Here is a 22,810-nt window from a genome sequence, read left to right as displayed (position 1 = left end):
CAGACGTCGGCCCCTACCTCACCCGCGTGCGTGGGCGGGACCGGCTCAACGCTCGTTGGCGAACGCCCCACACCGCAGCCCTCAGCATCGGCGCCGACGAATGCCCTGCCCCGGCTTGCGGCCCAGCGGGCACAGGAGCAAGTGCCCGCTGGGCCGCAGGCCAGGCGGATATCAACCCGAGTCGGGGTGATCGGGTAACCTGGTGACACTGCGGGCCGTTAGCTCAATGGCAGAGCTGAGGACTTTTAATCCTTAGGTTCTGGGTTCGAGTCCCAGGCGGCCCACCTCTGAACTGGGGAAATAGCCCGGCGTCACTACCCTGCCCTGCTCCCGGCGCGACTATATGTCGGATTTTGGGCTTTGGTGCGCGAGCACCCACCGAGCACCCAGCCCGGGGGATGCGCCAGACCATCTCGCGCGCCGCCGCTGGTTCGGGTCGCAGCCTGTGCCGCAAGGTGACGCGTGTGGGTGCGAAGGGCGGGGCCGAACCACGCGTTGTCTGCGGCATAACAGGACGCCACCCGCGCAATCTCCGATATTCAAGAGATTATGGACGCCCCTATCATCTCCTTCGTGGCTGACGTGGTGCAGTGCTTGAGCAGGAGTTGCACAACCGGCTGGCTCGACTGGGTCCACGGCGAACTGTGGCTTTCGCCGGCCGGCCTGATCCGGCGCCGGCTGAGCTGGAGCGAGTCGACGTCGCACGGCCTTGGGCCGACGGTTGGCACACCGTTGCCTGAATCCGTCTTGGGCTCGTTCGATCTCGCTACGCTGCTGGCCGCGCATCCCACCAACAAGGTCATCTACTTCGACGCGGTGGTCACTGCGCGGCTGGTCAAGGGCAGGACAAGCGATGCGCTCCGACTCGCCATGAGTGATGGGAACCGACATAAGCTGCTGTGGCTTCGCCGGGACCCGGCATACGAGATCTTGTCGAACTCGCTGCCCGCTGCACTCGGTGGCCGGCTCCTCGGATGACGCGCTGACCCGCAGAAGCGCATGGTGGCGGAGCCAGCTGCCGCGCGTTGTCGGCGGCAGATGAATGCGTCACTCTCCAAAGATTTGGCGAGAAGGATCTCCAGTGGTTCGCCCGGCAGCAGGAGGCATCCGCGGTCGACGTAACCCAGGCGGCGGTATAGATGCTGGACGCGACCTTCTGCGCCCGCCGGGTGTCGCCGGAGGGTTGAGCCCGTCGTCGACTCCCACAACTTCCCCGGCTACGACCTGCGGTACATCGGGTTCGAGCTGGGGATCGACTCGTTCGAGTGCAACTCAACCTTCTGGTCGGACGCCTCGTGCGCTCGCGTAACCCCATCGGCGTGAGTCGATTGCGAAGGGCCGGTACGGTTCGAACGAGTGCGGGCGCCGCAGGAGGTACGAATGACCGTCTGGTGGATCCTCTACGGGCTGGTGGTCGGCGGTGGGCTGGCTACATCGGTGGCGATCGTCGTCCGTGACCGGCGGCCGCGTCTAGAGGTTGCTCGTTCGCTGGTCGCAGGCTATGGCAATGACGTGGACGTCGCGGTCCTGAGTGGCGGGATCGTCCGAGGCATCGATGTCGGCGTGGTCCGGATGATCGATGACGGACTGGTCCGGGCCGACTCGGGGCGGCTCGGCCTGACCCCGCCCGGCGAGGCGCGCCTAGCCGAGGCATCATATCGCGACGACGGGCTTCGGCTGCTCGAAGCGGTCCGTGACGTCGGCGAGCGCGGCCTTGCCGCTGTCCGGGACCGGGCTCCGGTGGCGGGCCTACGGGGGGCGCTGGACCGGGCCGTCGTCGACCGGCTGATCGTTAGCCCGCGACGCCGGAAGTGGGAAGCGATGACGGTTGCCGCCCCGATGGGGGCCGGTGTCCTGGTCTTCCTCATCGGCATGTTGAGCACGGCCCGGACCTACCGGGAGTTCCAGGAACTGGAGTCGTCTCCCGGCCTCGGGCTCGCGATCTTCCTCGGTTTCATGGCAATGATTCCTGCCGCAGTCATCTACGTACGCAAGCACGGTTACACCGGACCCGACCCCACCACGACCCTGGGACGCGAGGTGCTGAGGCAGCTTAGTGACGGCCTACCGGCGCGTGCGGGTGAGGCTCCTCGGGTCGCGCTCGGCGGCTTGGCGGCAATCAGTGACGACGGGCTGCGCCGCAATCTCGCATCGGGAATCACCGACTCACGGTGGAACATCCGGCCGAAGCGCGACGACTCCACCGACGTGAACGCATCGTTCGCGGTGTATGCGATGGACGCGGGCGGGGACGGGGGGACAGATGGCGACGGCTGACGGGTGGACGTTGCTATCACCACGCTGTCGAGTCGCGAGTTCAACCAGGACACGGGCCGAGCCAAGATCGCAGCGAAGCGGGCCGGTCTTTATCACCGACCGAGGAGCTTGGATGCATGACCTCGCGGTTTGGACGTCTCAGTGGTCGGCGAATCGGCGCGAGACCAGCAAGGCCGCCCCAACCAACTAACCCTCACCGCTGACTCCGACTCGCGTGAGCCTGCTGGATGCCGGGGTGATCTTCGGGCCGGGTCGGCTGTCGGCGGCGCGGCACGGGGATTCCTGGCCAGGACGAGTTTCCCGCTGCGGCGAGCGGGCCCGCGTCGCAGCATAAGGAGTTGCCTACGCTGGCGCGGCAGCGGTCTTGGGCGCATGGGTTCTACGCTGGCTGGAGCGGCTCGGTCAGGCGTAACGTCCGACGTAGTCGGCGCGTACAGCGCTCAAGCGGCAGTCGACCGTTACCTCGCACAGGCCGTTGCCAGGACTCACGGGTGGGATCGCACCTGGGCTCGAGGTGCGGCGTCGGGTAGTTTGGACAGCCTTCACGAGGGTCATCGACAGGAGACACCGTGTCGCACATCGAGATGGTCACCGGTGAGCTGCGGGCCTTGATGACCGGTGTGGAGAAAGCCCAGGGGCTGGCCGGCGCCGCCGACAGCCAGGCGCAACAGGTGACGCTGCGTGCCGCGGGCGCCGGTTTCGCCGTGGTGGCGGCGGGCATGGCCCGGGTACGGGGTGCCATCGCGTCGATCCAGGGCGGGCTGGGCGGCCTGGCCGGATCGATCGGCGAGGCCACGAAAATGACCGCTGCCGTTGCCCGCGAAGCCACCCCCCAGGAAACCATCCGCGGACTGGTACCGGTCCAGGATCGGGTCGACAGCGCCCGTGACGCGGCGGCTGCGGTCATCGCCCAGGTCGGTGAGGCACGGCAGCTCGCCGCCGTGGTGCTGCAGGGCGGGCAACCGGGGCCGCTGCTGCAGTCACTGGAGAGCATCAAGCAGGTCCTGGTGTCGGTGGTCCAGCGTGCCAACTCCGCCCGGCAGGCCGTCGAGGTGGCCGTCGCCGAGGCCCGACAACTGGGCTCGGGAAACTGATCGGGGCTGGCGGCCCAAGACCGGCCAGCCGTTACCCACACCGCTTTTGTGCCAGCCTGCGCTGGCTGGGCCGCGGTGTCCAGGCAGAAGCGCTCGACCTCGTTCGGCAGGTGAACGAGGACACGTTATGACCGCTTTCGATGAGAGGATTGCCGCGGCCCAGACATCCGCCCCGAAGGCGAGGAGCTGAAATGCCCGGCCCGACCATGCTGCCCCTGGACTGCGGCGTACCGCGATGACCATCCTGGACGCCCGGGCGCTCAACCGTGCGACGTTGGCCCGCCAGTTGCTGCTCGATCGTGCCGACCTGTCGGTGCCCGACGCGGTCGCCCACCTGTGCGGCCTACAGGCGCAGGAACCACAGGAACCGTTCGTCGGGCTCTGGTCCCGGCTGCGCGGGTTCGAGCCGGAGACGCTCTCGGAGTTGCTGACCCGGCGGCGTCTCGTCCGGACCCACCTGATGCGTCGTACCGTTCACCTACTCACCGCCGAGGACGCCCTGGCCTGGCGGACCCGCCACGACACGATGCTGCGCCAGCGCGTCCTCGGTGCCTACCGGCGACAGCTCGACGGGGTGGATCTCGACGAACTGGCCGCGGCGGGCCGGGCGGTGCTGGCTGACGGGGAGCCGCGTTCGATGTCCGCGCTCGCGCGGGCGCTTGCCGACCGTTGGCCGCAACCAGCGCCGCAGGCCCTGGGCGAGATGCTGCTCGCCCTGGTTCCGATGGCGCAGCTGCCTCCGCGAGGGTTGTGGCGCACGAGCGCGGGGGTACGCAATCTGCCGCTGTCCACCTGGCTGGGACGCGACGTCGACCCCCCGGCTCCGGACGGTTCCGACCCGGTCGGTGCGGCGCTCGTACGGCGTTATCTTGCCGCGTTCGGTCCCGCCGCCAGCGCCGACCTGCGCGCCTGGTGCGGTCTCGCCGGGCTGCCCACCGCGGTTGCCACGCTACGCGACCAGCTCGTCGGTTTCCGCGACGAGCGCGGCCGAGAGCTGCTGGATCTTCCGGACGCGCCGCGACCGGATCCCGACACACCCGCCCCAGTACGGTTCCTGCCCGCGTTCGACAACGTGGTCCTCGGGTACCACGATCGCAGCCGGATCATCGACGACCAGCACCGTGGGCTGTCGGTCACCGGTGCACGTCTCGTCCTGGTCGACGGCCGGGTGGCCGGCACCTGGGACGTCGCGGCGGGCACCGTCATGGTCACTCCGTTGCGCGGCTTCTCCCGTGGTGAACGCACCGCCGTGGCCGAAGAGGGACGGAGGTTGGCGGCATTCCTCTCCGACGGCGAGAGTCACCGCGTACAGGTTGCGGCGTCTTCGCCCTGACGCGCGTGAGCCTGCTGCACCGTTCGTCACCTTTTGCCCCCTGGTGGCGGCAACCATGATCGTTTTATCATTTCCCATGATCAGTGCCAAGGTAGGCAATTTGCCCTCCCCCCGCCGGGCGGGACGGTTCGCCGCCGCGTTCCTCGGGGCGGCCGTGTTCCTCGGTCTCGGGGTGGTGCAGGCGGGGCCGGCCCACGCAATCGCCAACGGGCAGCCGGTTCCCGAGGGCAGCTACCGTTTCTCGGTCAAACTGACGATGACCGGTATCCCCACCGCCAGCGGCGGGCGGCGCAACAGCGCCTGCTCGGGCGCACTCATCCACCCCTCCTGGGTCATCACCGCCGGCCACTGCTTCCGCGACATCAACGGGGTGCGGGTGGAGCGGCCGGTGGCCGACCTGACCACCGCCACGGTGGGTCGCGCCGACCTGTCCGGCACGAACGGCCACGTGGCCACCGTTGTCGCGGTCCGGCAGTCACCCACCAACGACATCGCGCTGGTCCGGCTCGACACGCCGATCACCGACATCCAACCGCTGCGGTACGTCCGCACGACGCCGCAGGTCGGGCAGGTGCTCCGCATCACCGGCTACGGCGCGGACAACTCGGAGAACCCGCAGCCGTCGACGATCCTGCGGACCGGGCAGGTCAAGGTCGCCTCGGTGGCGACCTCGACGCTCGGGGTGACCGGTTACGCGCCCGCGCCGGACACGAGCGCCTGCCCGTACGACTCGGGCGCGCCGTACTTCGCCGAGAGCAAGGGCAAGCGCCCCGTCCTCGTCTCGGTCGAGAGCACCGGGCCGAACTGCCCGCACGCGGACGTCGAGACGACCTCCCGGGTCGACACGATCGTGCCCTGGATCAAATCGGCGATCGGCGGCTGAGGGCGGCCCTTCCGGTGACACTCTGGTCAGGTGCCAGCCAGGTTCGGCGGTAACAGCACCATCACCTGCCTCGGGTGTCACCGGGAGAGCCGGTCCCCGGTCGCCGTCGCATCCGCACCGGCTACCGTGCTGTGCGTGCGGCTACTCCTGGTCGAGGACGACGTGCGGATGGCGGCTCTGCTCAAGCGCGGACTCGAGCGGGAGGGCTACGCCGTCGACCTCACCGTGACCGGGCAGGAGGCCCTGCGGGCCGGCACGCAGCTCCCGTACGACGGGGTGGTGCTGGACGCGATGATTCCGGCGCCGGACGGGTTCGAGGTGTGCCGTCGGCTCCGCCAGGCCGACCGGTGGATGCCGGTGATCATGTTGACCGCCCGTGGCGCGGTCGACGACCGGGTACGCGGGCTCGACGCCGGCGCCGACGACTACCTGCTCAAGCCGTTCTCCTTCGCGGAGCTGTTCGCGCGGCTGCGGGCGCTGCTGCGCCGTGACGTCGGCGAGCGTCCGGTGGTCCTGGCCGCGGGTGACCTGCGGCTCGACCCGGCCAGCCGGGAGGTCAGCCGGGGTGGGGTCGCGGTGTCCCTGTCGGCCCGGGAGTTCGCGCTGCTGCATCTGCTGCTGCGGCGCAAGGGGGAGGTGCTCAGCCGGACGGCGATCCTGGAGCACGTGTGGGAGTCCGCCTACGACGGCACCTCCAACATGGTGGACGTCTACATTCGCTTCCTGCGCGCGAAGGTGGACCGGCCGTTCGGGCGGTGCGCGATCGAGACCGTACGGGGGACCGGCTACCGGCTGCGCCCGGACGGCGGCTGACCGGCATGGCGCCGTGGTCACTGCGCGCACGCCTCGCGGTGGTGGCGGCGCTGGGATCGGTGCTGGTGTTGACCGTCGGGTCGCTGCTGCTCTACCAGGATCTGAGCAACCACCTGAGCACCGCGATCAGCAACGAACTGGCGGTGGCCGTCGACGACGTCTCCGCCGGTGCCGCATCCGGCGAATCCACCCTGGTGACCGTCCAGCTGATCGAGACCGACGGGGACGTGCGAATGCCGGCCGGCGCGGAACCGCTGCTGACCCGGGATGAGCTGACCCGGGCGAGCCGGGACCAGATTGTGGTGAACCGTCCCGTTCCTGGAGTGGGCGCCGAAGCCCGGTTGCTCGCCCGTCCGGCCGGCACGGCAGGTGGCGGGCAACTGGTCGCCGTCGCGGCGACCGGCACCACACCGCTGACCGAGGCTCGGCACCGGTTGGTGGTCGTGCTGGCGTTCGCCGGGCCGGTGTTGACCGTCGCGGTGGGGGTCGCGGCGTGGCTGCTGACGGGGGCGGCGCTGCGGCCGGTGCGCCGGATGGCGGACGAGGCGTCGACGATCTCCGCCGCCCAGGTGGGTCGCCGCCTTCCGGAGCCGGCCGGCACGGACGAGATCGCCGCGCTGGGCCACACTCTCAACGCCATGCTGGAACGCATCGAGAAGGCCGTCGCCAACGAACGCGCCTTCATCGACGACGCCGCGCACGAGCTACGTACCCCGATCGCCGTGCTCCGCGGTGAGCTGGAGCTCACCGGCGGCGAGGAACTGCCGGAGCCGGTCGCGGAGAGCCTGGCCAACGCGCTGGAGGAGACCGATCGGCTGACCCGGCTGGCGGAGAACCTGCTGACCCTGGCGCGCGCGGACGCGGGTCAGCTCGGGCCGGGCGAAGCCACCAGCGACCTGTTCGCCACCGCCCGGGCCACCGTACGGCGGGTGGCGCACCGTAAGGAGGTCCGCGTCGAGGTGCGGGGGGAGCCGCTACTCGTCCGGGGCGACGCGGAGTGGGTCGGGGCCATCATCGGCAACCTGGTCACCAACGCCGACCGGCACGCGCGGAGCCGGATCCTGGTGACTGTCACGCAGGCCGATGGGTGGGCCCGGCTGGTGGTCGCGGACGACGGCCCGGGCTTCCCGCCCTCGTTGCTGCCGCGCGCGTTCGACCGGTTCGCGCGGGGCGAGGGCACCCGGGGCCGCCCAGGTGGCGGTGCCGGCCTCGGGCTGGCGATCGTCGCGTCGCTCACCGACGCCCTCGGCGGTGCGGTCACCGCCGGCAACGGCCCGCCGTTCGGCGGCGGCCGGATCGTGGCCGATCTGCCGTTGGCCGTCCCGTCGCCGGCCCACGAGAGGTGAGCGGGTGGGTGGTGGGCCACCGCTTTTAATCGTTCTTTCATATTGTCTGTCAGATCACGGTCCCATTCGCGCGCGCTTCTTGGCCGGGAAAGCCGACCGGGTTTAGTTTCATGGCCATGGCTGACACCTCCCTTTTTACGGGAAACCTTCACCGGCGTAACGTGATGCGTCTACTCATGGCCGGCGCCGCCAGCGCGACGCTCGCCGCCTGCGCCTCCACCACCGACCGCGCCACCGCCGCGGCGGCAACCACCGGCTCCACCCCGAGCGCCGCGGCCAGCGAACCCCCGGTGACCAACCCCCAGCAGGCGATCGACCGGCTGGTGCAGGGCAACGCGCGGTTCGTCAGCGGGCAGCTGCGGCATCCCCATCTCGGCACCGACTACCGGGCTCAGCTGGCCAAGGGGCAGCACCCCTTCGCGCAGGTCCTCACCTGCGCCGACTCCCGGGTCGCCCCGGAGTTCGTCTTCGACCAGGGCCTCGGTGACCTTTTCGTGGAACGCAACGCCGGCAACATCGCCGACGCGGTGGTCGTGGGGAGCATGCAGTACGCGGTGCACGAACTGAAGGTGCCGCTGATCCTCGTGCTCGGGCACCAGAAATGCGGTGCGGTAACCGCCGCCGTGGAGGCGGTCGAGAAAAACAGCAAGCCGACCGGCACCGATCTGGATTCAATTATCACCGCGATCCGACCGGCCGTGGAGAAGGTGAAGCATTCCGGCGGCGACCTGGTCGACCAGGCGGTACGCCAGCACGTCGCCGACGTGGTCGCCCGGCTCCGCGCCAAGCCGGTGCTCCAACCCGCGATCAAGGCCGGGGCGCTCCAGGTGATCGGCGGCCGGTACGCCCTCGACTCCGGGAAGGTCGAGATCACCGTCCAGTGATCGTGGTCGGTTCGGGACGCGGGGCTGATCCCGGTGGCAGCCGGGTCGGCGTGGCATCCCGAACCGTCCCGAGTGTCGCTGGCGCGGCATCCCGAACCGTCCCGCGTGTCGCTATCGGGTCGCGGCCACCGGCGTCCGCTCGGGCGTCCGGCCCTTCAGCAGGCGACCCACGGTGATCGGGCCGGCCAGAGCGATGAACACCGCCAGGGCGGCGGGGACCAGCAGGCCTACGGTGAGGTCGGTGGCCTCGGCGAGGTAGCCGATCGCAGCCGGGCCGAGCAGCAGGCCGGCCGAGCCGGAGATCGAGATCAGGGCGATGTGCGAGGGCGGTCCTCCAGCCTCGCCCATCGCGCTGAACAGCACCGGAACGACCACCGCGATCCCGCAGCCGGCGAGGATCCAGCCGGCCCAGGCGAGGGGTAGCCCGCCGGCCGCACCGGAGACGAGCACGAGCGCGTACCCGGCGGCGGCCAGGGCTCCCGCGCTCAGCAGGGTGCGACCGGGTCCGAGCCTGGCGCGGATCGGGTCGCCCAGGAGACGAAAGACCGTCATCGTGCAGGCGAACACCGTGTACGACAGTGGCGCGAGCGCGTCGTCGGCCCGTAGGACGCGTGCGGCGTGCAGGTTGGCCCAGTCGATCGCGCCGGATTCGATGAGGTGGCCGCCGAGGCCGAGGACGAACATCGCGCCGAGCAAGCCCGCGCCGATACGGACGGTGCTCGCGGGTGTGGCCCGACCGGCACCGTCGGCCTGGACCGGTGGCGGCAGCAGCGGACGGGTGCACACGGCGAAGACGGCGGTGCAGGCCAGCGCGGCGATCACCAGCATGACCTGGCTCCCCAGTCCGAGGGTGAGGCCGAGCGAGGTGAGCGCGCCGGCGGCGGCTCCGCCGAGGCTCCAGAAGCCGTGGAAGGACGAGATCACGGGCCGCTGGTAGTAGCGCTCCAACTCGACGGAGTGGGCGTTGAGCCCCACCTCGACGAACCCGACGCCGAAGCCGTAGACCGCACCGCAGATCAGGAGGGTTTCGTAACTCGGCGCGAGTGCGGGGGCGATGAGGACCAGCTGGGTGGCGGGGCCTGTTGCGCGCAGCAGACCCCGGGTGGTGATCCGGCCGGCGAGCTTTCCGGCGGCGACCATGGTGATCAGCCCGACGACCTGGATGAGCAGAAGCAGGGTGCCCAGGCGTGCCTCGCCGAGGTGCAGGCGGCGGTCGACCGAGGGAAGGGCTGCGGCCCAGGCCCCCATGACGAAGCCCGAGGTCGCGAAGGCACCGAAGAGACCGACGCGGGCGCGGCGCAGGGCGTGGGTGTCGGGGTTCATGTCCGTCCTTGAAGCGCGGTTTTGTTCTTGGTGAGAACTTAACGCCTGGCGAGGTTACCGTCGAGGGTTTTGTTCTCGGCGGAGACATAAGCCACCATGGGTACGACGCCGACGAGGAGGAACCGCCTGCCATGCCACAAACCATGACGAGCGCGGACCTGCGCGTACACAACCAGGCTCGCCTGCTGCGCGCCGTCCACGACGCCGACGCGCCGCCCACCCGCGCCGACGTCGCCCGGCTACTGGGCATCGGCCGCAACACCGCCGCCGCCCTCGTTGGCGAACTGGCGGCCGCCGGGCTGTTGCACGAGGCTCCCGCACAGGTCACCGGCCGGGGCCGACCCACGACGCTGCTACTCCCCCACCCGCACGGGCCCGTCGCCCTCGCCGCGGACATCCGCGAGGACACCTGGACCCTCGCACGGATCGAGTTGGGGGGGCGGCTCACCGCACTGGACAGCGGCGAGCACGACCGGACACCGGCGGTGTTCGACGACATCGGCCGGGCGATGCGGCGACACGCCAGCGACCGGCTCGCCGCGCTCGGCATCGCCCTCGCCGGGCCGATCCAGGACGGCCGCCGCCTGCACATCTCCCATCTGGGCTGGGACGACGTGGACCTCGCCGAGCATATCGGCGACGACTGGCCGCCGACGGTCGTCGACAACGACGCCCGGCTCGCCGGGCTCGCCGAAGCCAGGCGCGGAGCCCTGCGGGCAACGGGGACCGCGCTGCACTTCCACATCGACTTCGACATCGGCGGGACCCTGCTGCTGCGCGGCGACGCCCAGCGGGGCGCACACAACATCGCCGGGGAGTTCGGGCACCTGCCGCTCACCGGCTCGGGATTGCGGTGCATGTGCGGTGTTCGGGGCTGCTGGAGCCTGGACGTCGGCACCAACGCGCTGCTGCGGCGACTCGGCCGGGAATCCGGCTACGGAACCGGGCGGGCACTGGGGCGGGAGATTCTGGCCCGCGCCGAATCCGGCGAGGCCGAGGCGGGCCGGGCGGTCGACGACAACGCGGTCGCCCTCGGACGCGGGCTCGGTGCGCTGACCAACGCCCTCGACCCCGAAGCGATCACGCTCTCCGGACTGGGGGTGGAGCTGATCCGGTTGCGGCGCAGCCTGATCGAACGCGCCTGCGCCGAAGGACTGATGGCGTTCCGGCGGGCCCGGCCGCCGCGCATCCTGGCCGGGACGGTCGGCGAACTCGGCCCGCTGCGCGGCGCGGCCGAAATCGCCTTCGACGCCGTTTTGCACCCCGAGTGGCTGCGAACGCGGCTGTAGCGTGAAGGCGGCCAGCAGCTCAGCGCCGGTCGGCCGGTCCGGGCCGCGCGGGTCGGTCAGCGTTCGCGCATGACCAGTAGCTCTCGCCCGACGTCTGTATCCCACCTGGGCCGAGCACGGCCCCCACAAGGGGGAGGAAAACGTCCCCGCTTCGTCACCTGTCGGCCGCCGCCGCGCCCTGGTTCTCTCACGGACGACACATCACCACGGAAAGCAGGCCGACATGTCGATACTCCGTCGAACCCTCGCCGCCACGGGCGCGCTCCTCGCCGCCGGCACCATCACGCTGGTCGACGCCGCCCCGGCAATGGCCAGCACGCCGCCGAGCTGCGGCAACGTCAGCCAGATCGGCACCACGCGGGTGCTGACGGTGGGCGGGATGCAGGCCGCATCGGTGAAGCAGTTCTACGGCTGTGGCTACAACTACGCCTACATCTACGTCTGGGAGCAGTACCGCAACACCCACTCCAACTGGGATCTGTACGTCCACGTGGTCAACCACAGTGACAGCGGCAACGACTACGGGGCGGCCCGGCTCGACAACACGACCCGGGCGGAGCTGTGGGGCCCGCCGGCCGACACGGCCCGGTCCTGCACCCACGTCACCGGCTACCTGAACAGCACGGGCGGCTCCACCAGCAAGGTCTGCTGACCTGGTCGTCACGACCCGAGCCCGTCGGATGCCTCTCCGGCGGGCTCTTCGTGCCACCCGGGCCGGCCTGACCGCAGCGCCGGACGACGGGAGGATCACCGCCCCTCGGTAGCATTCACCGGCGATGGTCCACAACGAGCAGTTGGTCGACCCCGGGCGCGGTCGCGCCCTCGGGGTGGACGGCTGCACCGACGCCGTCGAGGTGGGGCGGGGCGGGTTCGGCGTGGTCTACCGGGCCTGGCAGCCCGACTTCTCCCGCTGGGTGGCGGTCAAGGTGCTTGCCGCCGACTGGCACGGCCCGTCCCGGGCCCGCTTCGAGCGCGAACTGCGCACGCTGGGCCAGCTCTCCGGCCACCCGCACATCGTCACCCTGCACCAGGCCGGCCGGACCACCGCCGGCAATCCGTACCTGCTCATGGCGTACGAGGAGGGCGGCTCCCTCGGCGACCGACTGCGCGCCGGCACACCGGGTGACTGGCGGGAGGCCGTCGCCGGTGGGATCGCGATCGCCGGCGCGTTGGAGACGGCCCACCGGGCCGATGTCCTGCACCGCGACGTGAAACCCGAGAACATCCTGGTCTCCGCATACGGCGAATTGAAACTGGCCGATTTCGGGCAAGCCCGGCCCTTCTCCGCGGGGCGTACCGACCCGCGCGGGCGGGTCACCGCCAGTGTCCTGCACACCGCGCCGGAGGTGCTGCGCGGTGAACCCGCCTCGGTGGTCGCGGACGTCTACGCCCTCGCGTCGACCGTGCTGCACTGGATCCATGGCGCCCCCGCCTTCGCTCCGATCCCCGGGGAGCCGCTGGCGTCACTGCTGCGTCGCGTCGCCGTCGACCCCGTGCCCGACCTGCGACCGCTCGGCGTACCCGACGAGGTGTGCGCCGCGCTGGAACGGGCGATGGCGAAGGACCCGGCCCACCGGCCCGCGACGGCCGCCGCGTTCGCCGACGAGCTACGCGCCACGCAGGCGGCGGCCGGTGTGCCGGTCAGCCCGTTCGTCCTCGGCGGCGGCGACAGCGTCGCACCGGACACGCCGGACCCGGACGGCCCCCCGGCGCCGCTGTCCCTGACCGAGCGCCGCCGGGCCGCCCTGGCCCTGTCGGCCACCGTCGCGCCGCCGCCCGCCCGGGTGAGCCGGCACGCGCTGGTCCGCTCGCTGGGGCTGCTCATCGCCCTGGCGGCGGTGCTGGCCACCGGGTACTCCGAGGCCCTGCCGGTGCCCGACCCGGTGGAGCTGCCGTCCGCGGTGACCCTCGGCGAGCTGGAGCTACACGTCGAGTCACCCGAGCGGACGCTGGCCGTGCGCAACCGGACGGACCGGCCGCTGCGGGTGGCGGGCGTGACGTTGACCGGGCCGTCCCGTGACGAGCTGCGGCTGGTGGCGGACGGGTGCAGCCCGCACCCGCTGGCCCCGGGCAGCCGGTGCGAGGTGCGCCTGGTCGCCGTGCCCCGCGCCGCCGGCCCCGTCCGGGCGTCCGTGGCGTTCGACACGGCCGGCCGAACGCTCACCGTCCCGGTGACCGGAACCGGCCGGCCGCGACCGGCCAGCCGCGACGACGCCCCGCCAGGCTCCTGCTACGCCGACGCCTACCAAATCGGCACGTCCGCCTACGGGCACGCGGGCGGCCTGAAGGCGATCTCCGTGAAGCAGTACTGGTCGCCGAGCTGCCGGGCGAGCATGGCGTACATCTGGGTGTGGAAGCAGTACCGGGACAACGTCGCCGCCGACGGCGGCACCTGGACGGTGGACCTGTCGGTACGCGGCGACCGGCCGGCGGCGCCGCGACGGGCGGTGGGCCAACCGTACGAGCTGTGGACCGAGCCGTACCGGGGGGCGGGTGGGTGCACCAGCGCGACGGCGACGGTGACCGCCGACCGGACCAGGATGGTCACCACCGCGACCACCGAGCCGCACTGCGACCGGTGATGGACGGATACTTCGAGGTCCACGGTCTGGGCCCGCTGCGGTTGGTGCCGTTGACCGCCGACGCGCTGACCGTCGGCCGTGCGCCCGGCAACGAGCTGACCGTCGACAGCAAGCTGGTCTCCCGCCTGCACGCGCTGGTCGAACGGTTCCCGCCCGGCTGGACGATCCGCGACCTGGGCAGCACCAACGGCACCAGGGTCAACGGGTTCCCACTGCGTGAGTCGCGGCTGCTGCGCGACGGTGACCGGGTGGAGATCGGCCCGGCCCGGCTGGTCTTCCACGCTCCCGGACACCTCAGCGGCACCCGCACCGTCGGGTTGGAACCACCTTCGCCGCCTCCGCCGTTGACCCGGCGCGAGCAGGAGCTGATCGAGGTGCTCTGCCGACCGTACGTCGAGGGCGGCACCGCCTTCCCCGAGCCGCCCAGCGTCCGGGCGCTGGCCACCGCGCTCGGCGTCAGCGAGAGCGCGGTGAAGAAGCACCTGGCCAACCTGTACGACAAGTTCGGGCTGGTCACCAACGACGACCGGCGGCGGGCCCGGCTGGCCGGTGAGGTGGTCCGCCGGGGCGCGGTCGGGACCTGACGCAAGGCGACCCCCCGGGTGGTCGGGATGCCGCCCCGGGTGGCTCGGCCTGCGTGTGTGCCCTCCGGGTCCGGGTCGCGTGGACCCGGCTCCGGAGGGCACACACCCCCCGTTTCCTCGTGCGCGTCGTGTCCCGACGACGGCGGAGTGGTCCTGCCCCGACGCGGAGTGCGCGGCAGACAGCCTGCCCCGGACGACCCGGCCCAAGGACGCGACCGGGGCCATCCACCGAACATCACACCAGGATGGACGAGGTGCCGGCAGGTGTCGGAAAGGGGAGGTTCTCCGCTCCGGTCACCGGTGGCGGTACGCGGATCCGGACGGACGGCGGCGTCAGTCGCCCAGCTCCCGCACGTGGCGCAACCCCGGCCGGCCGTCGAGTAGCAGCTCGCCGACCGGCGTGAACCCGGTGCGTCGCAGGACGGCCAACGAGCCGGGATTGTCCAGTGTGGTGACGGCGGTCAGCCGGGTCAGGCCGTACTCGTCGCGGGCGAGGTCGCAGACCTGCCGTACGCCCGCCGTGGCGAGGCCACGGCCAGCGGCCCGCTCGGCGACCCGGTAGCCCAGCTCGGCGCCGCCGTCGACGACGTCGACCAGATTGAACCGGCCCAGCACCGCACCGTCGTCGTCGACCATGACGTGAAAGTGGCACCCGCCGGTGGCCTGCTCGGCGAGGAGCGCCGCGTGCCGCGCGTCAAAACCGGCGAAGTAGCCGTCACCCCGGTCCGGGATGGTCCGCGCGAACCAGGCGCGGTTGTCCCGTTCGAAACGGAGCAGCGCGGCGGCGTGGCGGTCGGCGAGCCGTTCCAGGTCGGGCATCCGATCAGGGTACGGGTCCGGCGCGGGGGGTCGCCGAGCGGATCACCGTCAGCCGGCGCTGCGGCGCTGCGGACGGCGTCCGGACGGTGACGGCGGCTCCGGGCCGAAGTCGGGTACCGGTGGCATGGGCAGGGTCACCGGAGCCGTCCCGGTGACCGTCACCGGCTCACCGGCGTGCCGCAGCGTCACCTCGCCGTCCGGATCGTCGGGCAGTTCGTAGCGGGCCTCGCCAGGGGTGAGGGTGACCCGCAGCCGCTGCCCGCGCCAGCGCAGCCCGAACGCGAGCCGGTGGATCCGGGTCGGCAGACGAGGGTCGAAGGACAGCTCGCCCCGGTCGTCGCGGAGTCCGCCGAAGCCCTCCACCACCGCCGTCCAGGCACCGGCGAGGGCGGCCAGGTGCAGCCCGTCGCTGGTCTTGTCGCCCAGGTCGGCCAGGTCGTGCAGGGCCGCCTCGGCGAACAGGTCGTACGCCAGGTCCAGGTGCCCGAGTTCGGCGGCGAGCACCGCCTGCGGGCCGGCGGACAGCGACGAGTCGCGGACGGTGCGGGCCTCGTAGTAGGCGAAGTTGCGGGCCTTCTCCTCGGCGGTGAAGTCGCCGGGACACCGCTGCATGGCCAGCACCAGGTCGGCCTGCTTGACCACCTGCTTGCGGTACAGCTCCAGGTAGGGAAAGTTCAACAGCAGCGGGTAGTCGTCGTCGCCGAGCGCGGCGAAGTCCCACTCGGGCTGGGTGGTGAAGCCGGCCGACTGCTGGTGTACGCCGCGCTTCGGGTCGTACGGGATGGCGACCGCGTCGGCGGCGGTCCGCCAGCCGGCGATCTCGGCGGCCTCGACGGCCAGCTCGACGGCACGTTCGGGGTGCCGCTCGGCGGCGTCGGCCGCGCCGCGCAGGGTGCGCCGGACCATCAGGTTGGTGAAGAGGTTGTCGTCGACCAGGGCGGCGTACTCGTCGGGGCCGGTGACCCCGGTGACGTGGAATGCGCCGTCGTCCGACCAGTGCCCGAAGCCGTGCCACAGCCGGGCCGTCTCCACCAGCAGCTTCAGTCCGGCCTCGACGAGGAACCGCTCGTCGCCGGTGGCCGCGACGTACCGCAGCACCGCGTCGGCGATGTCGGCGTTGACGTGCAGCGCGGCGGTGCCGGCGGGCCAGTAGCCGGAGCACTCCCGGCCGCCGATGGTCCGCCACGGGAAGGCGGCCCCGGGCAGTTTCAGCTCGCGGGCGCGCTCGCGGGCCTCGGGCAGGTGGGCGTGCCGCCAGCGCAGCGCGGCGCGGGTCACCTCCGGTGCCAGGTACGTCAACACCGACAGCACGTAACTCTCGGTGTCCCAGAGGACGTGGCCGTCGTACCCGTTGCCGGTGAGGCCCTTCGCCGGGATGGTTCGGTCGCCGTCGGCCCGGCCGGCCTGGAGCAGGTGGAAGACGGCGAACCGGACGGCCTGCTGGAGCTCGGGATCCCCGTCGAGTTCCACGTCGGCGGTCTGCCACAGCGCGTCGAGGGTGGCCCGCTGGTCGGCGAGGAGGGCGTCGAAGCCGTGCTTCCGCGCGTCGGCCGCCTCGCCGGCCACCAGAGCGGCCAGGTCGGCGGGCGGCGTGCCGTCGACCGGCGCGCACTCGTACGCGGCGAACTTGGTGATCCGCAGCCGGTCGCCCGGACGGACCCGGCCCTCGACGCAGGTCCGGAGGCGGTCGTCGGTGCTGTCGCCACGGCTGGTGAGGCCGTCGGGGACGGCGATCCGGTGGGTCACCGCGACGGCGACCCGCTGCCCGCTGCGCTCCGTGCGGTGCACCAGCACCCCGGAGCAGTCGTCGGAGCGGTGCAGCTCGGGGATCAGCGGGTCGTGGATGATCGTGGCGGCGCGCGGGTCGTCGGAGCGCTCCGGTATCCGCTCGTTGGCCTGCACGTCGGAGCAGAGGCGAAGCTCCACCGGGTCGTCGCCGAGCGGCTCGACCTCGTGGTGGACGGCGGCGACCGCGCGCCGGGGCAGTGAGACGAGCCGGGTGCTGCGGATCCGTACCCCGTGCCCGGCCGGTGAGACCCACTCGGTGTGCCGCCGCAGCACGCCGGCCCGCAGGTCGAGCACCTGCTCGTGGGTGCGTAGTGTGCCGGTACGCACGTCCAGCGGCTCGCCGGCCACCCAGAGCCTGATCAGGGCCGCGTTCGGCGCGCTCACCACGGTGTCGCTGCGCTGCGGGAAGCCGTACCCGTTCTCGGGGTAGGTCAGTTCGCGCTGTTCGTGGAAGCCGTTGAGGTAGCTGCCCGGCATCTCGACCGGCTCGCCCTCGTCGAGGATGCCGCGCCAGCCGACCCAGCCGTTGCCCAGCGCGAAGATCGACTCAATCTCGCCGAGCCGATCCAGGTCCTTCTGCGTCCGGCGGATCAGCCAGGTCTCGTTCTGCTGCACGGCTCCTGCGTTACCCACTCCGGCGGGTGACCGAATCCGCCTGATGGCTGCGGAACGCCGAGCCGAGGGTGGGGTCGAACCCGCACCCGTCGCACGGTCCGCCCGGCGTCGGTGATTCGCAGCGTTCGCGCAGGTAAACGGGGTATGAACTGTTGGTGAGGTGATGGATGATGCAGACCGGCCCGGTGGAAGTTCCCGACGTCAGCCTGGAGTGGTACCACGACATCGTCGAGGTCGCCGACTCCACCCCGCCACCCGTGCAGTGGTTCGCGGGGCACTTCACCGAGGCGGCGGTCCTGCTCCTCGGGGTGCTGTTCCTGCTGGCCGCCGCGCCCCGGCTGCGCCGTGGCCGGCCCGGGGAGCGGGCGGTCGCGCTGGTCGCGCCGGTCGCCGTGATGCTGTCGTACGCGTGCAGCGAGGGGTTGAAGACGGTCTTCGACGAGGACCGGCCCTGCCGGCAGGTGGCGCGGATCGTGGCCGGCCAGTGCCCTCCGGTCGGGGACTGGTCGTTCCCCAGCAACCACGCCACCATCGCGGGCGCACTCGCCGTGGCCACCCTGCTGCTCTCCCGGCGGCTGGGGCTGCTCGCCGCACCCCTGGCGCTGCTCGCCGCGTTCTCCCGGGTGTTCATCGGCGTGCACTATCCGCACGACGTCGCCGTCGGGCTGCTGCTGGGCGCACTGGTGACCCTCGCCGTCACCCGGCTGGCCGCCCGTCCCGCCGCCGATCTGCTCGCCCGCCGCGCCGCCGACTCCGGCCGGATCCCGGCGGTGGCCGACCGCCGCTGATCAGCGCGCCAGGAGCAGCGCGGCACCGGTGCCGAGCACCAGGAACGGCCCGAAGGGCAGGTGGCTCGACCAGGTCACCTTGCGGGCCAGCAGTAGTCCGAGACTGGTCACCGCCGAGGACGCGAAGGTCAGCACCAGACCGGCGAGCAGCACCGGCCAGCCGTACCAGCCGAGCAGCGCACCCACCCCCACCGCCAGCTTGGCGTCGCCCAGGCCGAAACCCCGCCGGCCGAGCAGCAGCGTGGTGGCGGCGAACGCCAACCCGAGCCCCGCGCCGGCCGTCACCGCGCGCCACCACGGGTCGATGCCGGAGCCGGTCGCCGCGGCCAGCCCAAGCAGCGCCAGCACCCCCGCCGTGGCAGGCCCGGTGAGCCGGTCCGGCAACCGGTGCACGGCCAGGTCGACCAGGACCAGTGGGATCGCCCAGCCGAGCCACCAGGCGATCGCGGCCCGCTCGGCGAGGGTCGCGTCGACCAGCACCAGGACCGCCAGGGCCACCACGAGGCACACCTCGACGCTGCCGGGGGGCGCCCCGACCCGCGCCCGGCAGCCCGGGCACCGGGCCGCCGGCCCGAGCGCCGCCCCGCCCACCGCGAGGGTCGTGCCGCAGCGGTCGCAGCCGGTGCGGGGCGCCGATCCGGCGGGTACGGCGTGTCGGGCCACGGCGAGCCGCAACGGTGGGGTCAGGGCGAGGGCGGCGACGGTGCGTACGCAGCGTGACGTGGGTCGTGGTGTCGGGTATCGGTCGGGTCTCGGCCGGGCACCGGAGGCCGGTCTGCCCATCTGCGGGGAATCGCCTCCGGCACATCTGTCATCGGACGAACGGATCGAGCTGCCTCCATCGGGAGGTGACATTTTCGCAGGCGGTGTCACCCGATCGGGGTGGTCGACCGACTGTCCGGCGGCGGCGGCGCGTTCGCCGGCCGCCGCCAGAGCCCGGGAGCGGTCCCGGTCGACACCGTCCACCCCTGATCACCTCCAACGATCACCCAGCGTGTTCGATTCGATTGCCTCTGTTGCATCGGCGCACGTCAGCCTATGCTCGCCCCTTGAGTAGGGTGCAACCCCGCCGACCGGCACGACCCTTCCGCTCGACATCTCACCCAGATCAGCACAGGTAGATGTGGCAGCACCGACCGACATGATCGGGCGCACCTGCCGCATTGCCCGCAGGCCCGCACCGTCGGGCCGACGGGCGGCACCGAGGAGGGCACGGCGATGCGTACACGGCATCCCCGCCAATGGACCACCTCCCTGGTCATCGCCACGGTGGCCGGGGCCGCCGCCGGCTGCGGCGGCGGGCCGGAACCGGCCGGCGGACCACCCGTCCGCACCGCCGCCGACAGCCGGCAACCCAGCGCCGACGAGCGGGCCGCCGAGCAGGCGGCGCTCACCGCGTACGCCGGGTATCTGGACGCGTCGCGGGAGGCGAGCCGGGCCGGCGACCCGCGCCACCCGGCGCTCTCCCGCTTCCTGGCCGACCCCCTGCTCACCCGGGTCCGAGTGGTGATCGACCGGGCTCGCCGGCACGGCGCGGTCCGCACCGGGACGCTCCGCTCGGACCCCACGGTGGTCTCGGTCGACCTGGCCGCCACCCCGCCCACCGTCGAGATCCAGGACTGCCTCGACGCCACCGGCTACCAGCTGGTGTACGCCAAGGACAAGCGGGTGGTGCCCGGTTCCGGCGGGAGCCGGCACCTGGCCACCGCCACCGCGACCCGCTACCCGGACGGCCGGTGGCTGATCACCGCCGGCACCGCCCACGAGGACCAGCCGTGCTGACCTGGAAGAAAGGCCGCCGCCCGGCCCGACCGCGGACCGGAGCGTCCCGCCGGCTGCTCGCCGGCACGCTGCTGGCGCTGCTGGTCACCGCGCTCGCACCGCCGCCGCCCGCCGCCGCGCGAGCCCCGGACTGTCCACCCGGGCAGAACGACTGCTCCATCTGGGGCGACGACCCGGGCAACCCGGGCGATCCCGGTGACCCCGGCGGCGGGAACGGTGGCGGTGAGAAGCCGCCGGCCGCCAGGTGCCAGTGGAACGGCAAGCCGGTGGCCTGCTACAACGAGTTCCTCGGCTGGTTCAACAACGCCGACGGCTGCTACTACAAGCTCGCCGAGCCGCAGCCCCCCAATGCGCCCGAGGGCAGCAAGTGGTACGTCCAGACCTGCAACGGCGGCGACCTGGGCCAGCAGACCACCGTGCTGCTGGCGACCCCGCCGCCCGGCTTCGGCGCGCCGCCCGACCCGGAGGAGTTGGCCCGCCGGGTGCTGGCCCGACTCTCCCTGCTGCCGCCCCCGATCGCGGTGGCGCCCCGCCGCGACACCGGCCCCGGCCTGGTCGGCCTGCCGGTCTGGATGTGGCTCGTGCTCCCCACCGACGAGCCCGACGAACGCGCGAAGTACCTCGGGCCGACGATCACCGAATCCGAGGAGGACCGGGGCCTGCGGGTGGAACTCGTCGCCCGATTCGACCGGATCGTCTGGAACATGGGCAACGAGGTCAAGATCACCTGCACCGGCCGGGGCACCCCGTACGACCCGAAGGGCCGACACGCCGGAAAGCCCTCACCGGACTGCGGCTACGACTCCGGCTACCCGAAGGCCGGCACCTACCGGGTCAGCGCCACCACGTACTGGTCGGTGAGCTGGCGCGGCGGTGGCGAGAGCGGCGTGATCCCGCAGACCCGGACCAGCGGGACCATCCCCATCGAGATCGACGAGCTTCAGGTGGTAACCCGATGAGTTTGGTCACCCGCGACGGCGTTCCGGTCGACGCCCCGATCGCCCCACCCAAGGTCGTCCGGCAGCGGCGTACCCGCCCCGGCCTGCTCGGGCTGGCGGTACTGCTGATCGCGCTCGGCGGCCTCGGCACGGCCTTCGCGGTCACCTCCGTCCGCGCCACCGGCAGCTACCTGGCGGTCGCCCGGCCGGTCGAGGTCGGCCGTACGCTCACCGCCGACGACCTGGTCAGCGTGCAGGTCTCCGGCGGTGCCGGGCTGTCGCCGGTGCCCGCGAAACGACTCGACGAGGTGGTCGGCAAGCGGGCCGCGGTCGGGCTGGTCCCCGGCACCCTGCTGACCATGGACCAGCTCACCGACGCCCCACTGCTCGGCCCCGGGCAGCAACAGATCGCGTTGGGGCTCGACCCGAGCCGGGTACCGGCCCGCAAGCTGCACCCGGGCGACAAGGTGCTGCTGGTCAGCACCCCGGCCGACAACGACGACAGCCAGGCCCCCGGCACCCGGTTCACCGGCACGGTCATCGACACCAGCACCCCCGAGAACGACGACGTGGTCGTCTATCTGGCGTTGCCCGCCCGGGACGTACCGGCGGTGGTGGTGCTCGCCGCCCAGGAGCGGATCGCCCTGGTGCTGGTCGAGGCGGCCTGACCATGGCCATCATCGCGTTGGTCTCGGCGAAGGGCTCGCCCGGTGTCACCACCTCGGCGCTGGCCTGCACGCTGAGCTGGCAGCGACGGCTGGTGCTCGCCGAGTGCGATCCGTCCGGCGGGACGATCCTCGCCGGCTACCTCGGCGGCGCGCTCGACGGGCCGCGGGGCATCGGCGAACTCGCCGTCGGCGAGCTGCGCGACGGCAGCCTGGAGACGGCGTTCTGGTCCCAACTGGTCGACCTGGACGCCCCGAAGCGGGAACGCCTGCTGCTGCCCGGCGTGGTCGACCCGGCCCAGGCCGGCAGCGTCAGCCCGCTCTGGCAACGCTTCGCCGACTTCTTCGACGAGTTGGAGAAGGGTCGCCCCCCGTACGACGTGATCGTCGACTGCGGCCGACTCCAGGTCGGCAACCCGCCCTGGCCGCTGCTGCGCGCCGCCGCGGTGGTGCTGCTGGTCACCCGGGCGCGGCTGCCGGAGCTGTCCGCGGCACGGCCGACGATCCGGGCCATCGAACGGGACTTCGCCGCACACCGGGTGGCGCCGGACACGCTGCGGCTGCTGCCGGTCGGCGACGGCCACGGCACCGGCGAGATCGCCAAGGCGCTGCGGGTGCCGGTGATCGCCCGGCTGCCGGAGGACCGGCGTACCGCCGACGTGCTCAGCCTCGGCGGCACCGTGCGGGCCAACCGGCCGCTGATGCGCGCCGCCGCCGGGCTGGAGGCACCGGTCCGGGCCCTGCTGGACCACCGCCGGGCCCGGCTGGCCTGGCCCGCGAACCAGGAGGTGCCCGATGCGGTGTGAGCCGATCCGGCCCGCGCACCGCTCGGCGCCGGCACGCCGGGGACGGCAGGCCCGACCGGCACACCGCCCGGCGCCGGCGCGACGGGGACGGGAGGCACGCCATGCGGTTTGAGCCGGTCCGCCACGACCCCCGTGGCCAGCAGCCCGGGGCGACGTCCACGATGCCGCCGCTGCCCGCGGCCAACGGCCACCACCCCGCGC

Annotated in this window: 21 protein-coding genes and 1 tRNA gene; 18 read left to right on the top strand and 4 right to left on the bottom strand. The window is 72.3% G+C overall.

Annotated features, from left to right (window positions below; all coding sequences use genetic code 11):
* Positions 1 to 212 precede the first annotated feature (212 nt).
* From E1166_RS15530 to E1166_RS15480, 9 genes are all read left to right on the top strand, one after another.
* Positions 213 to 284: transfer RNA gene (locus E1166_RS15530), tRNA-Lys, on the top strand.
* A gap of 289 nt (positions 285 to 573) precedes the next feature.
* Complete coding sequence (locus E1166_RS30965) at positions 574 to 978, top strand: hypothetical protein (protein WP_165944348.1); 405 nt, start codon at positions 574 to 576, stop codon at positions 976 to 978.
* A 459-nt stretch (positions 979 to 1,437) separates the two neighbouring features.
* Positions 1,438 to 2,277: a hypothetical protein gene (locus E1166_RS30960; protein WP_165944347.1), complete on the top strand. Its 840-nt coding sequence runs from the start codon at positions 1,438 to 1,440 to the stop codon at positions 2,275 to 2,277.
* A gap of 569 nt (positions 2,278 to 2,846) precedes the next feature.
* The gene (locus E1166_RS15510) at positions 2,847 to 3,371 is read left to right on the top strand and encodes a DUF6244 family protein (protein WP_132339570.1); all 525 of its coding nucleotides are present in this window, start codon (positions 2,847 to 2,849) and stop codon (positions 3,369 to 3,371) included.
* Positions 3,372 to 3,606: 235 nt separating this feature from the next.
* Positions 3,607 to 4,704, top strand: a complete 1,098-nt coding sequence (locus E1166_RS15505) for a winged helix DNA-binding domain-containing protein (protein ID WP_132339568.1) — start codon at positions 3,607 to 3,609, stop codon at positions 4,702 to 4,704.
* Between the two features lie 76 nt (positions 4,705 to 4,780).
* Positions 4,781 to 5,587 carry a trypsin-like serine protease gene (locus E1166_RS15500; RefSeq protein ID WP_132339566.1) on the top strand — a complete coding sequence of 269 codons (807 nt, stop codon included), beginning with the start codon at positions 4,781 to 4,783 and terminating at the stop codon, positions 5,585 to 5,587.
* A gap of 135 nt (positions 5,588 to 5,722) precedes the next feature.
* Positions 5,723 to 6,400: a response regulator transcription factor gene (locus E1166_RS15495; RefSeq protein WP_132339564.1), complete on the top strand. Its 678-nt coding sequence runs from the start codon at positions 5,723 to 5,725 to the stop codon at positions 6,398 to 6,400.
* 5 nt (positions 6,401 to 6,405) lie between these two features.
* The gene (locus E1166_RS32535; RefSeq protein WP_132339562.1) at positions 6,406 to 7,746 is read left to right on the top strand and encodes an ATP-binding protein; all 1,341 of its coding nucleotides are present in this window, start codon (positions 6,406 to 6,408) and stop codon (positions 7,744 to 7,746) included.
* A 116-nt stretch (positions 7,747 to 7,862) separates the two neighbouring features.
* Positions 7,863 to 8,630: a carbonic anhydrase gene (locus E1166_RS15480; RefSeq protein ID WP_165944346.1), complete on the top strand. Its 768-nt coding sequence runs from the start codon at positions 7,863 to 7,865 to the stop codon at positions 8,628 to 8,630.
* Between the two features lie 111 nt (positions 8,631 to 8,741).
* Here the strand turns inward: E1166_RS15480 and E1166_RS15475 are convergent, their stop codons facing one another.
* Complete coding sequence (locus tag E1166_RS15475; protein ID WP_132339558.1) at positions 8,742 to 9,953, bottom strand: MFS transporter; 1,212 nt, start codon at positions 9,951 to 9,953, stop codon at positions 8,742 to 8,744.
* 143 nt (positions 9,954 to 10,096) lie between these two features.
* Between E1166_RS15475 and E1166_RS15470 the strand changes: the two genes are divergently transcribed.
* From E1166_RS15470 to E1166_RS15455, 4 genes are all read left to right on the top strand, one after another.
* Positions 10,097 to 11,242, top strand: coding sequence for an ROK family protein (locus E1166_RS15470; RefSeq protein ID WP_165944345.1), 1,146 nt, complete (start codon positions 10,097 to 10,099; stop codon positions 11,240 to 11,242).
* A gap of 223 nt (positions 11,243 to 11,465) precedes the next feature.
* A complete protein-coding gene (locus E1166_RS15465) occupies positions 11,466 to 11,894 on the top strand; it encodes a hypothetical protein (protein WP_132339554.1) in 429 nt (142 codons plus the stop codon).
* A gap of 124 nt (positions 11,895 to 12,018) precedes the next feature.
* Complete coding sequence (locus tag E1166_RS15460) at positions 12,019 to 13,824, top strand: serine/threonine-protein kinase (protein ID WP_132339552.1); 1,806 nt, start codon at positions 12,019 to 12,021, stop codon at positions 13,822 to 13,824.
* Positions 13,824 to 14,408, top strand: a complete 585-nt coding sequence (locus E1166_RS15455; RefSeq protein ID WP_132339592.1) for an FHA domain-containing protein — start codon at positions 13,824 to 13,826, stop codon at positions 14,406 to 14,408. The genes E1166_RS15460 and E1166_RS15455 overlap by 1 nt, the downstream gene beginning before the upstream one ends.
* A 333-nt stretch (positions 14,409 to 14,741) precedes the next feature.
* On the opposite strand, the gene E1166_RS15450 is transcribed toward E1166_RS15455, so the two are convergent.
* Together E1166_RS15450 and E1166_RS15445 are read right to left on the bottom strand one after the other, a co-directional pair.
* Positions 14,742 to 15,227 (bottom strand): GNAT family N-acetyltransferase, encoded by a 486-nt coding sequence (locus E1166_RS15450; protein WP_132261390.1) that lies wholly within the window; start codon positions 15,225 to 15,227, stop codon positions 14,742 to 14,744.
* A gap of 48 nt (positions 15,228 to 15,275) precedes the next feature.
* Positions 15,276 to 17,630 carry a glycosyl hydrolase family 65 protein gene (locus E1166_RS15445; protein WP_132339550.1) on the bottom strand — a complete coding sequence of 785 codons (2,355 nt, stop codon included), beginning with the start codon at positions 17,628 to 17,630 and terminating at the stop codon, positions 15,276 to 15,278.
* 167 nt (positions 17,631 to 17,797) lie between these two features.
* Here E1166_RS15445 and E1166_RS15440 point away from each other — a divergent pair, with 167 nt between their 5' ends.
* The gene (locus tag E1166_RS15440) at positions 17,798 to 18,418 is read left to right on the top strand and encodes a phosphatase PAP2 family protein (protein WP_132339548.1); all 621 of its coding nucleotides are present in this window, start codon (positions 17,798 to 17,800) and stop codon (positions 18,416 to 18,418) included.
* Here the strand turns inward: E1166_RS15440 and E1166_RS15435 are convergent, their stop codons facing one another.
* Complete coding sequence (locus E1166_RS15435; RefSeq protein WP_132339546.1) at positions 18,419 to 19,201, bottom strand: A24 family peptidase; 783 nt, start codon at positions 19,199 to 19,201, stop codon at positions 18,419 to 18,421.
* Between the two features lie 435 nt (positions 19,202 to 19,636).
* On the opposite strand from E1166_RS15435, the gene E1166_RS15430 reads away from it, so the two are divergent.
* From E1166_RS15430 to E1166_RS15415, 4 genes are read left to right on the top strand one after another with little or no spacing between them, the layout of a single operon-like run.
* Entirely contained in the window at positions 19,637 to 20,200 is a 564-nt protein-coding gene (locus tag E1166_RS15430) for a hypothetical protein (protein ID WP_132339544.1), read from the top strand.
* Complete coding sequence (locus E1166_RS15425; protein ID WP_243710368.1) at positions 20,194 to 21,159, top strand: hypothetical protein; 966 nt, start codon at positions 20,194 to 20,196, stop codon at positions 21,157 to 21,159. The genes E1166_RS15430 and E1166_RS15425 overlap by 7 nt, the downstream gene beginning before the upstream one ends.
* Positions 21,156 to 21,806, top strand: coding sequence for an SAF domain-containing protein (locus E1166_RS15420; RefSeq protein WP_132339542.1), 651 nt, complete (start codon positions 21,156 to 21,158; stop codon positions 21,804 to 21,806). The genes E1166_RS15425 and E1166_RS15420 overlap by 4 nt, the downstream gene beginning before the upstream one ends.
* Positions 21,807 to 21,808: 2 nt before the next feature.
* On the top strand, positions 21,809 to 22,609 hold the full coding sequence (locus E1166_RS15415; protein WP_132339540.1) for a ParA family protein: 801 nt from the start codon (positions 21,809 to 21,811) through the stop codon (positions 22,607 to 22,609).
* Positions 22,610 to 22,810 lie beyond the last annotated feature (201 nt).

It is taken from the genome of Micromonospora sp. KC213 (genome assembly GCF_004348325.1).
Taxonomy (GTDB): domain Bacteria; phylum Actinomycetota; class Actinomycetes; order Mycobacteriales; family Micromonosporaceae; genus Micromonospora.
Note: the sequence above shows the minus strand (reverse complement) of the source record. Positions and strands in the feature narration are given on the sequence as shown.

Bases quoted from the DNA above. Each gene is read 5' to 3' on its own strand.
- E1166_RS15480 (WP_165944346.1), top strand. From the start codon at position 7,863: ATGGCTGACACCTCCCTTTTTACGGGAAACCTTCACCGGCGTAACGTG.
- E1166_RS15455 (WP_132339592.1), top strand. From the start codon at position 13,824: ATGGACGGATACTTCGAGGTCCACGGTCTGGGCCCGCTGCGGTTGGTG.
- E1166_RS15475 (WP_132339558.1), bottom strand. From the start codon at position 9,953: ATGAACCCCGACACCCACGCCCTGCGCCGCGCCCGCGTCGGTCTCTTC.
- E1166_RS15440 (WP_132339548.1), top strand. From the start codon at position 17,798: ATGATGCAGACCGGCCCGGTGGAAGTTCCCGACGTCAGCCTGGAGTGG.
- E1166_RS32535 (WP_132339562.1), top strand. From the start codon at position 6,406: ATGGCGCCGTGGTCACTGCGCGCACGCCTCGCGGTGGTGGCGGCGCTG.
- E1166_RS15470 (WP_165944345.1), top strand. From the start codon at position 10,097: ATGACGAGCGCGGACCTGCGCGTACACAACCAGGCTCGCCTGCTGCGC.
- E1166_RS15415 (WP_132339540.1), top strand. From the start codon at position 21,809: ATGGCCATCATCGCGTTGGTCTCGGCGAAGGGCTCGCCCGGTGTCACC.
- E1166_RS15465 (WP_132339554.1), top strand. From the start codon at position 11,466: ATGTCGATACTCCGTCGAACCCTCGCCGCCACGGGCGCGCTCCTCGCC.
- E1166_RS15500 (WP_132339566.1), top strand. From the start codon at position 4,781: ATGATCAGTGCCAAGGTAGGCAATTTGCCCTCCCCCCGCCGGGCGGGA.
- E1166_RS15460 (WP_132339552.1), top strand. From the start codon at position 12,019: ATGGTCCACAACGAGCAGTTGGTCGACCCCGGGCGCGGTCGCGCCCTC.
- E1166_RS15505 (WP_132339568.1), top strand. From the start codon at position 3,607: ATGACCATCCTGGACGCCCGGGCGCTCAACCGTGCGACGTTGGCCCGC.
- E1166_RS15430 (WP_132339544.1), top strand. From the start codon at position 19,637: ATGCGTACACGGCATCCCCGCCAATGGACCACCTCCCTGGTCATCGCC.
- E1166_RS15450 (WP_132261390.1), bottom strand. From the start codon at position 15,227: ATGCCCGACCTGGAACGGCTCGCCGACCGCCACGCCGCCGCGCTGCTC.
- E1166_RS15420 (WP_132339542.1), top strand. From the start codon at position 21,156: ATGAGTTTGGTCACCCGCGACGGCGTTCCGGTCGACGCCCCGATCGCC.
- E1166_RS15435 (WP_132339546.1), bottom strand. From the start codon at position 19,201: ATGGGCAGACCGGCCTCCGGTGCCCGGCCGAGACCCGACCGATACCCG.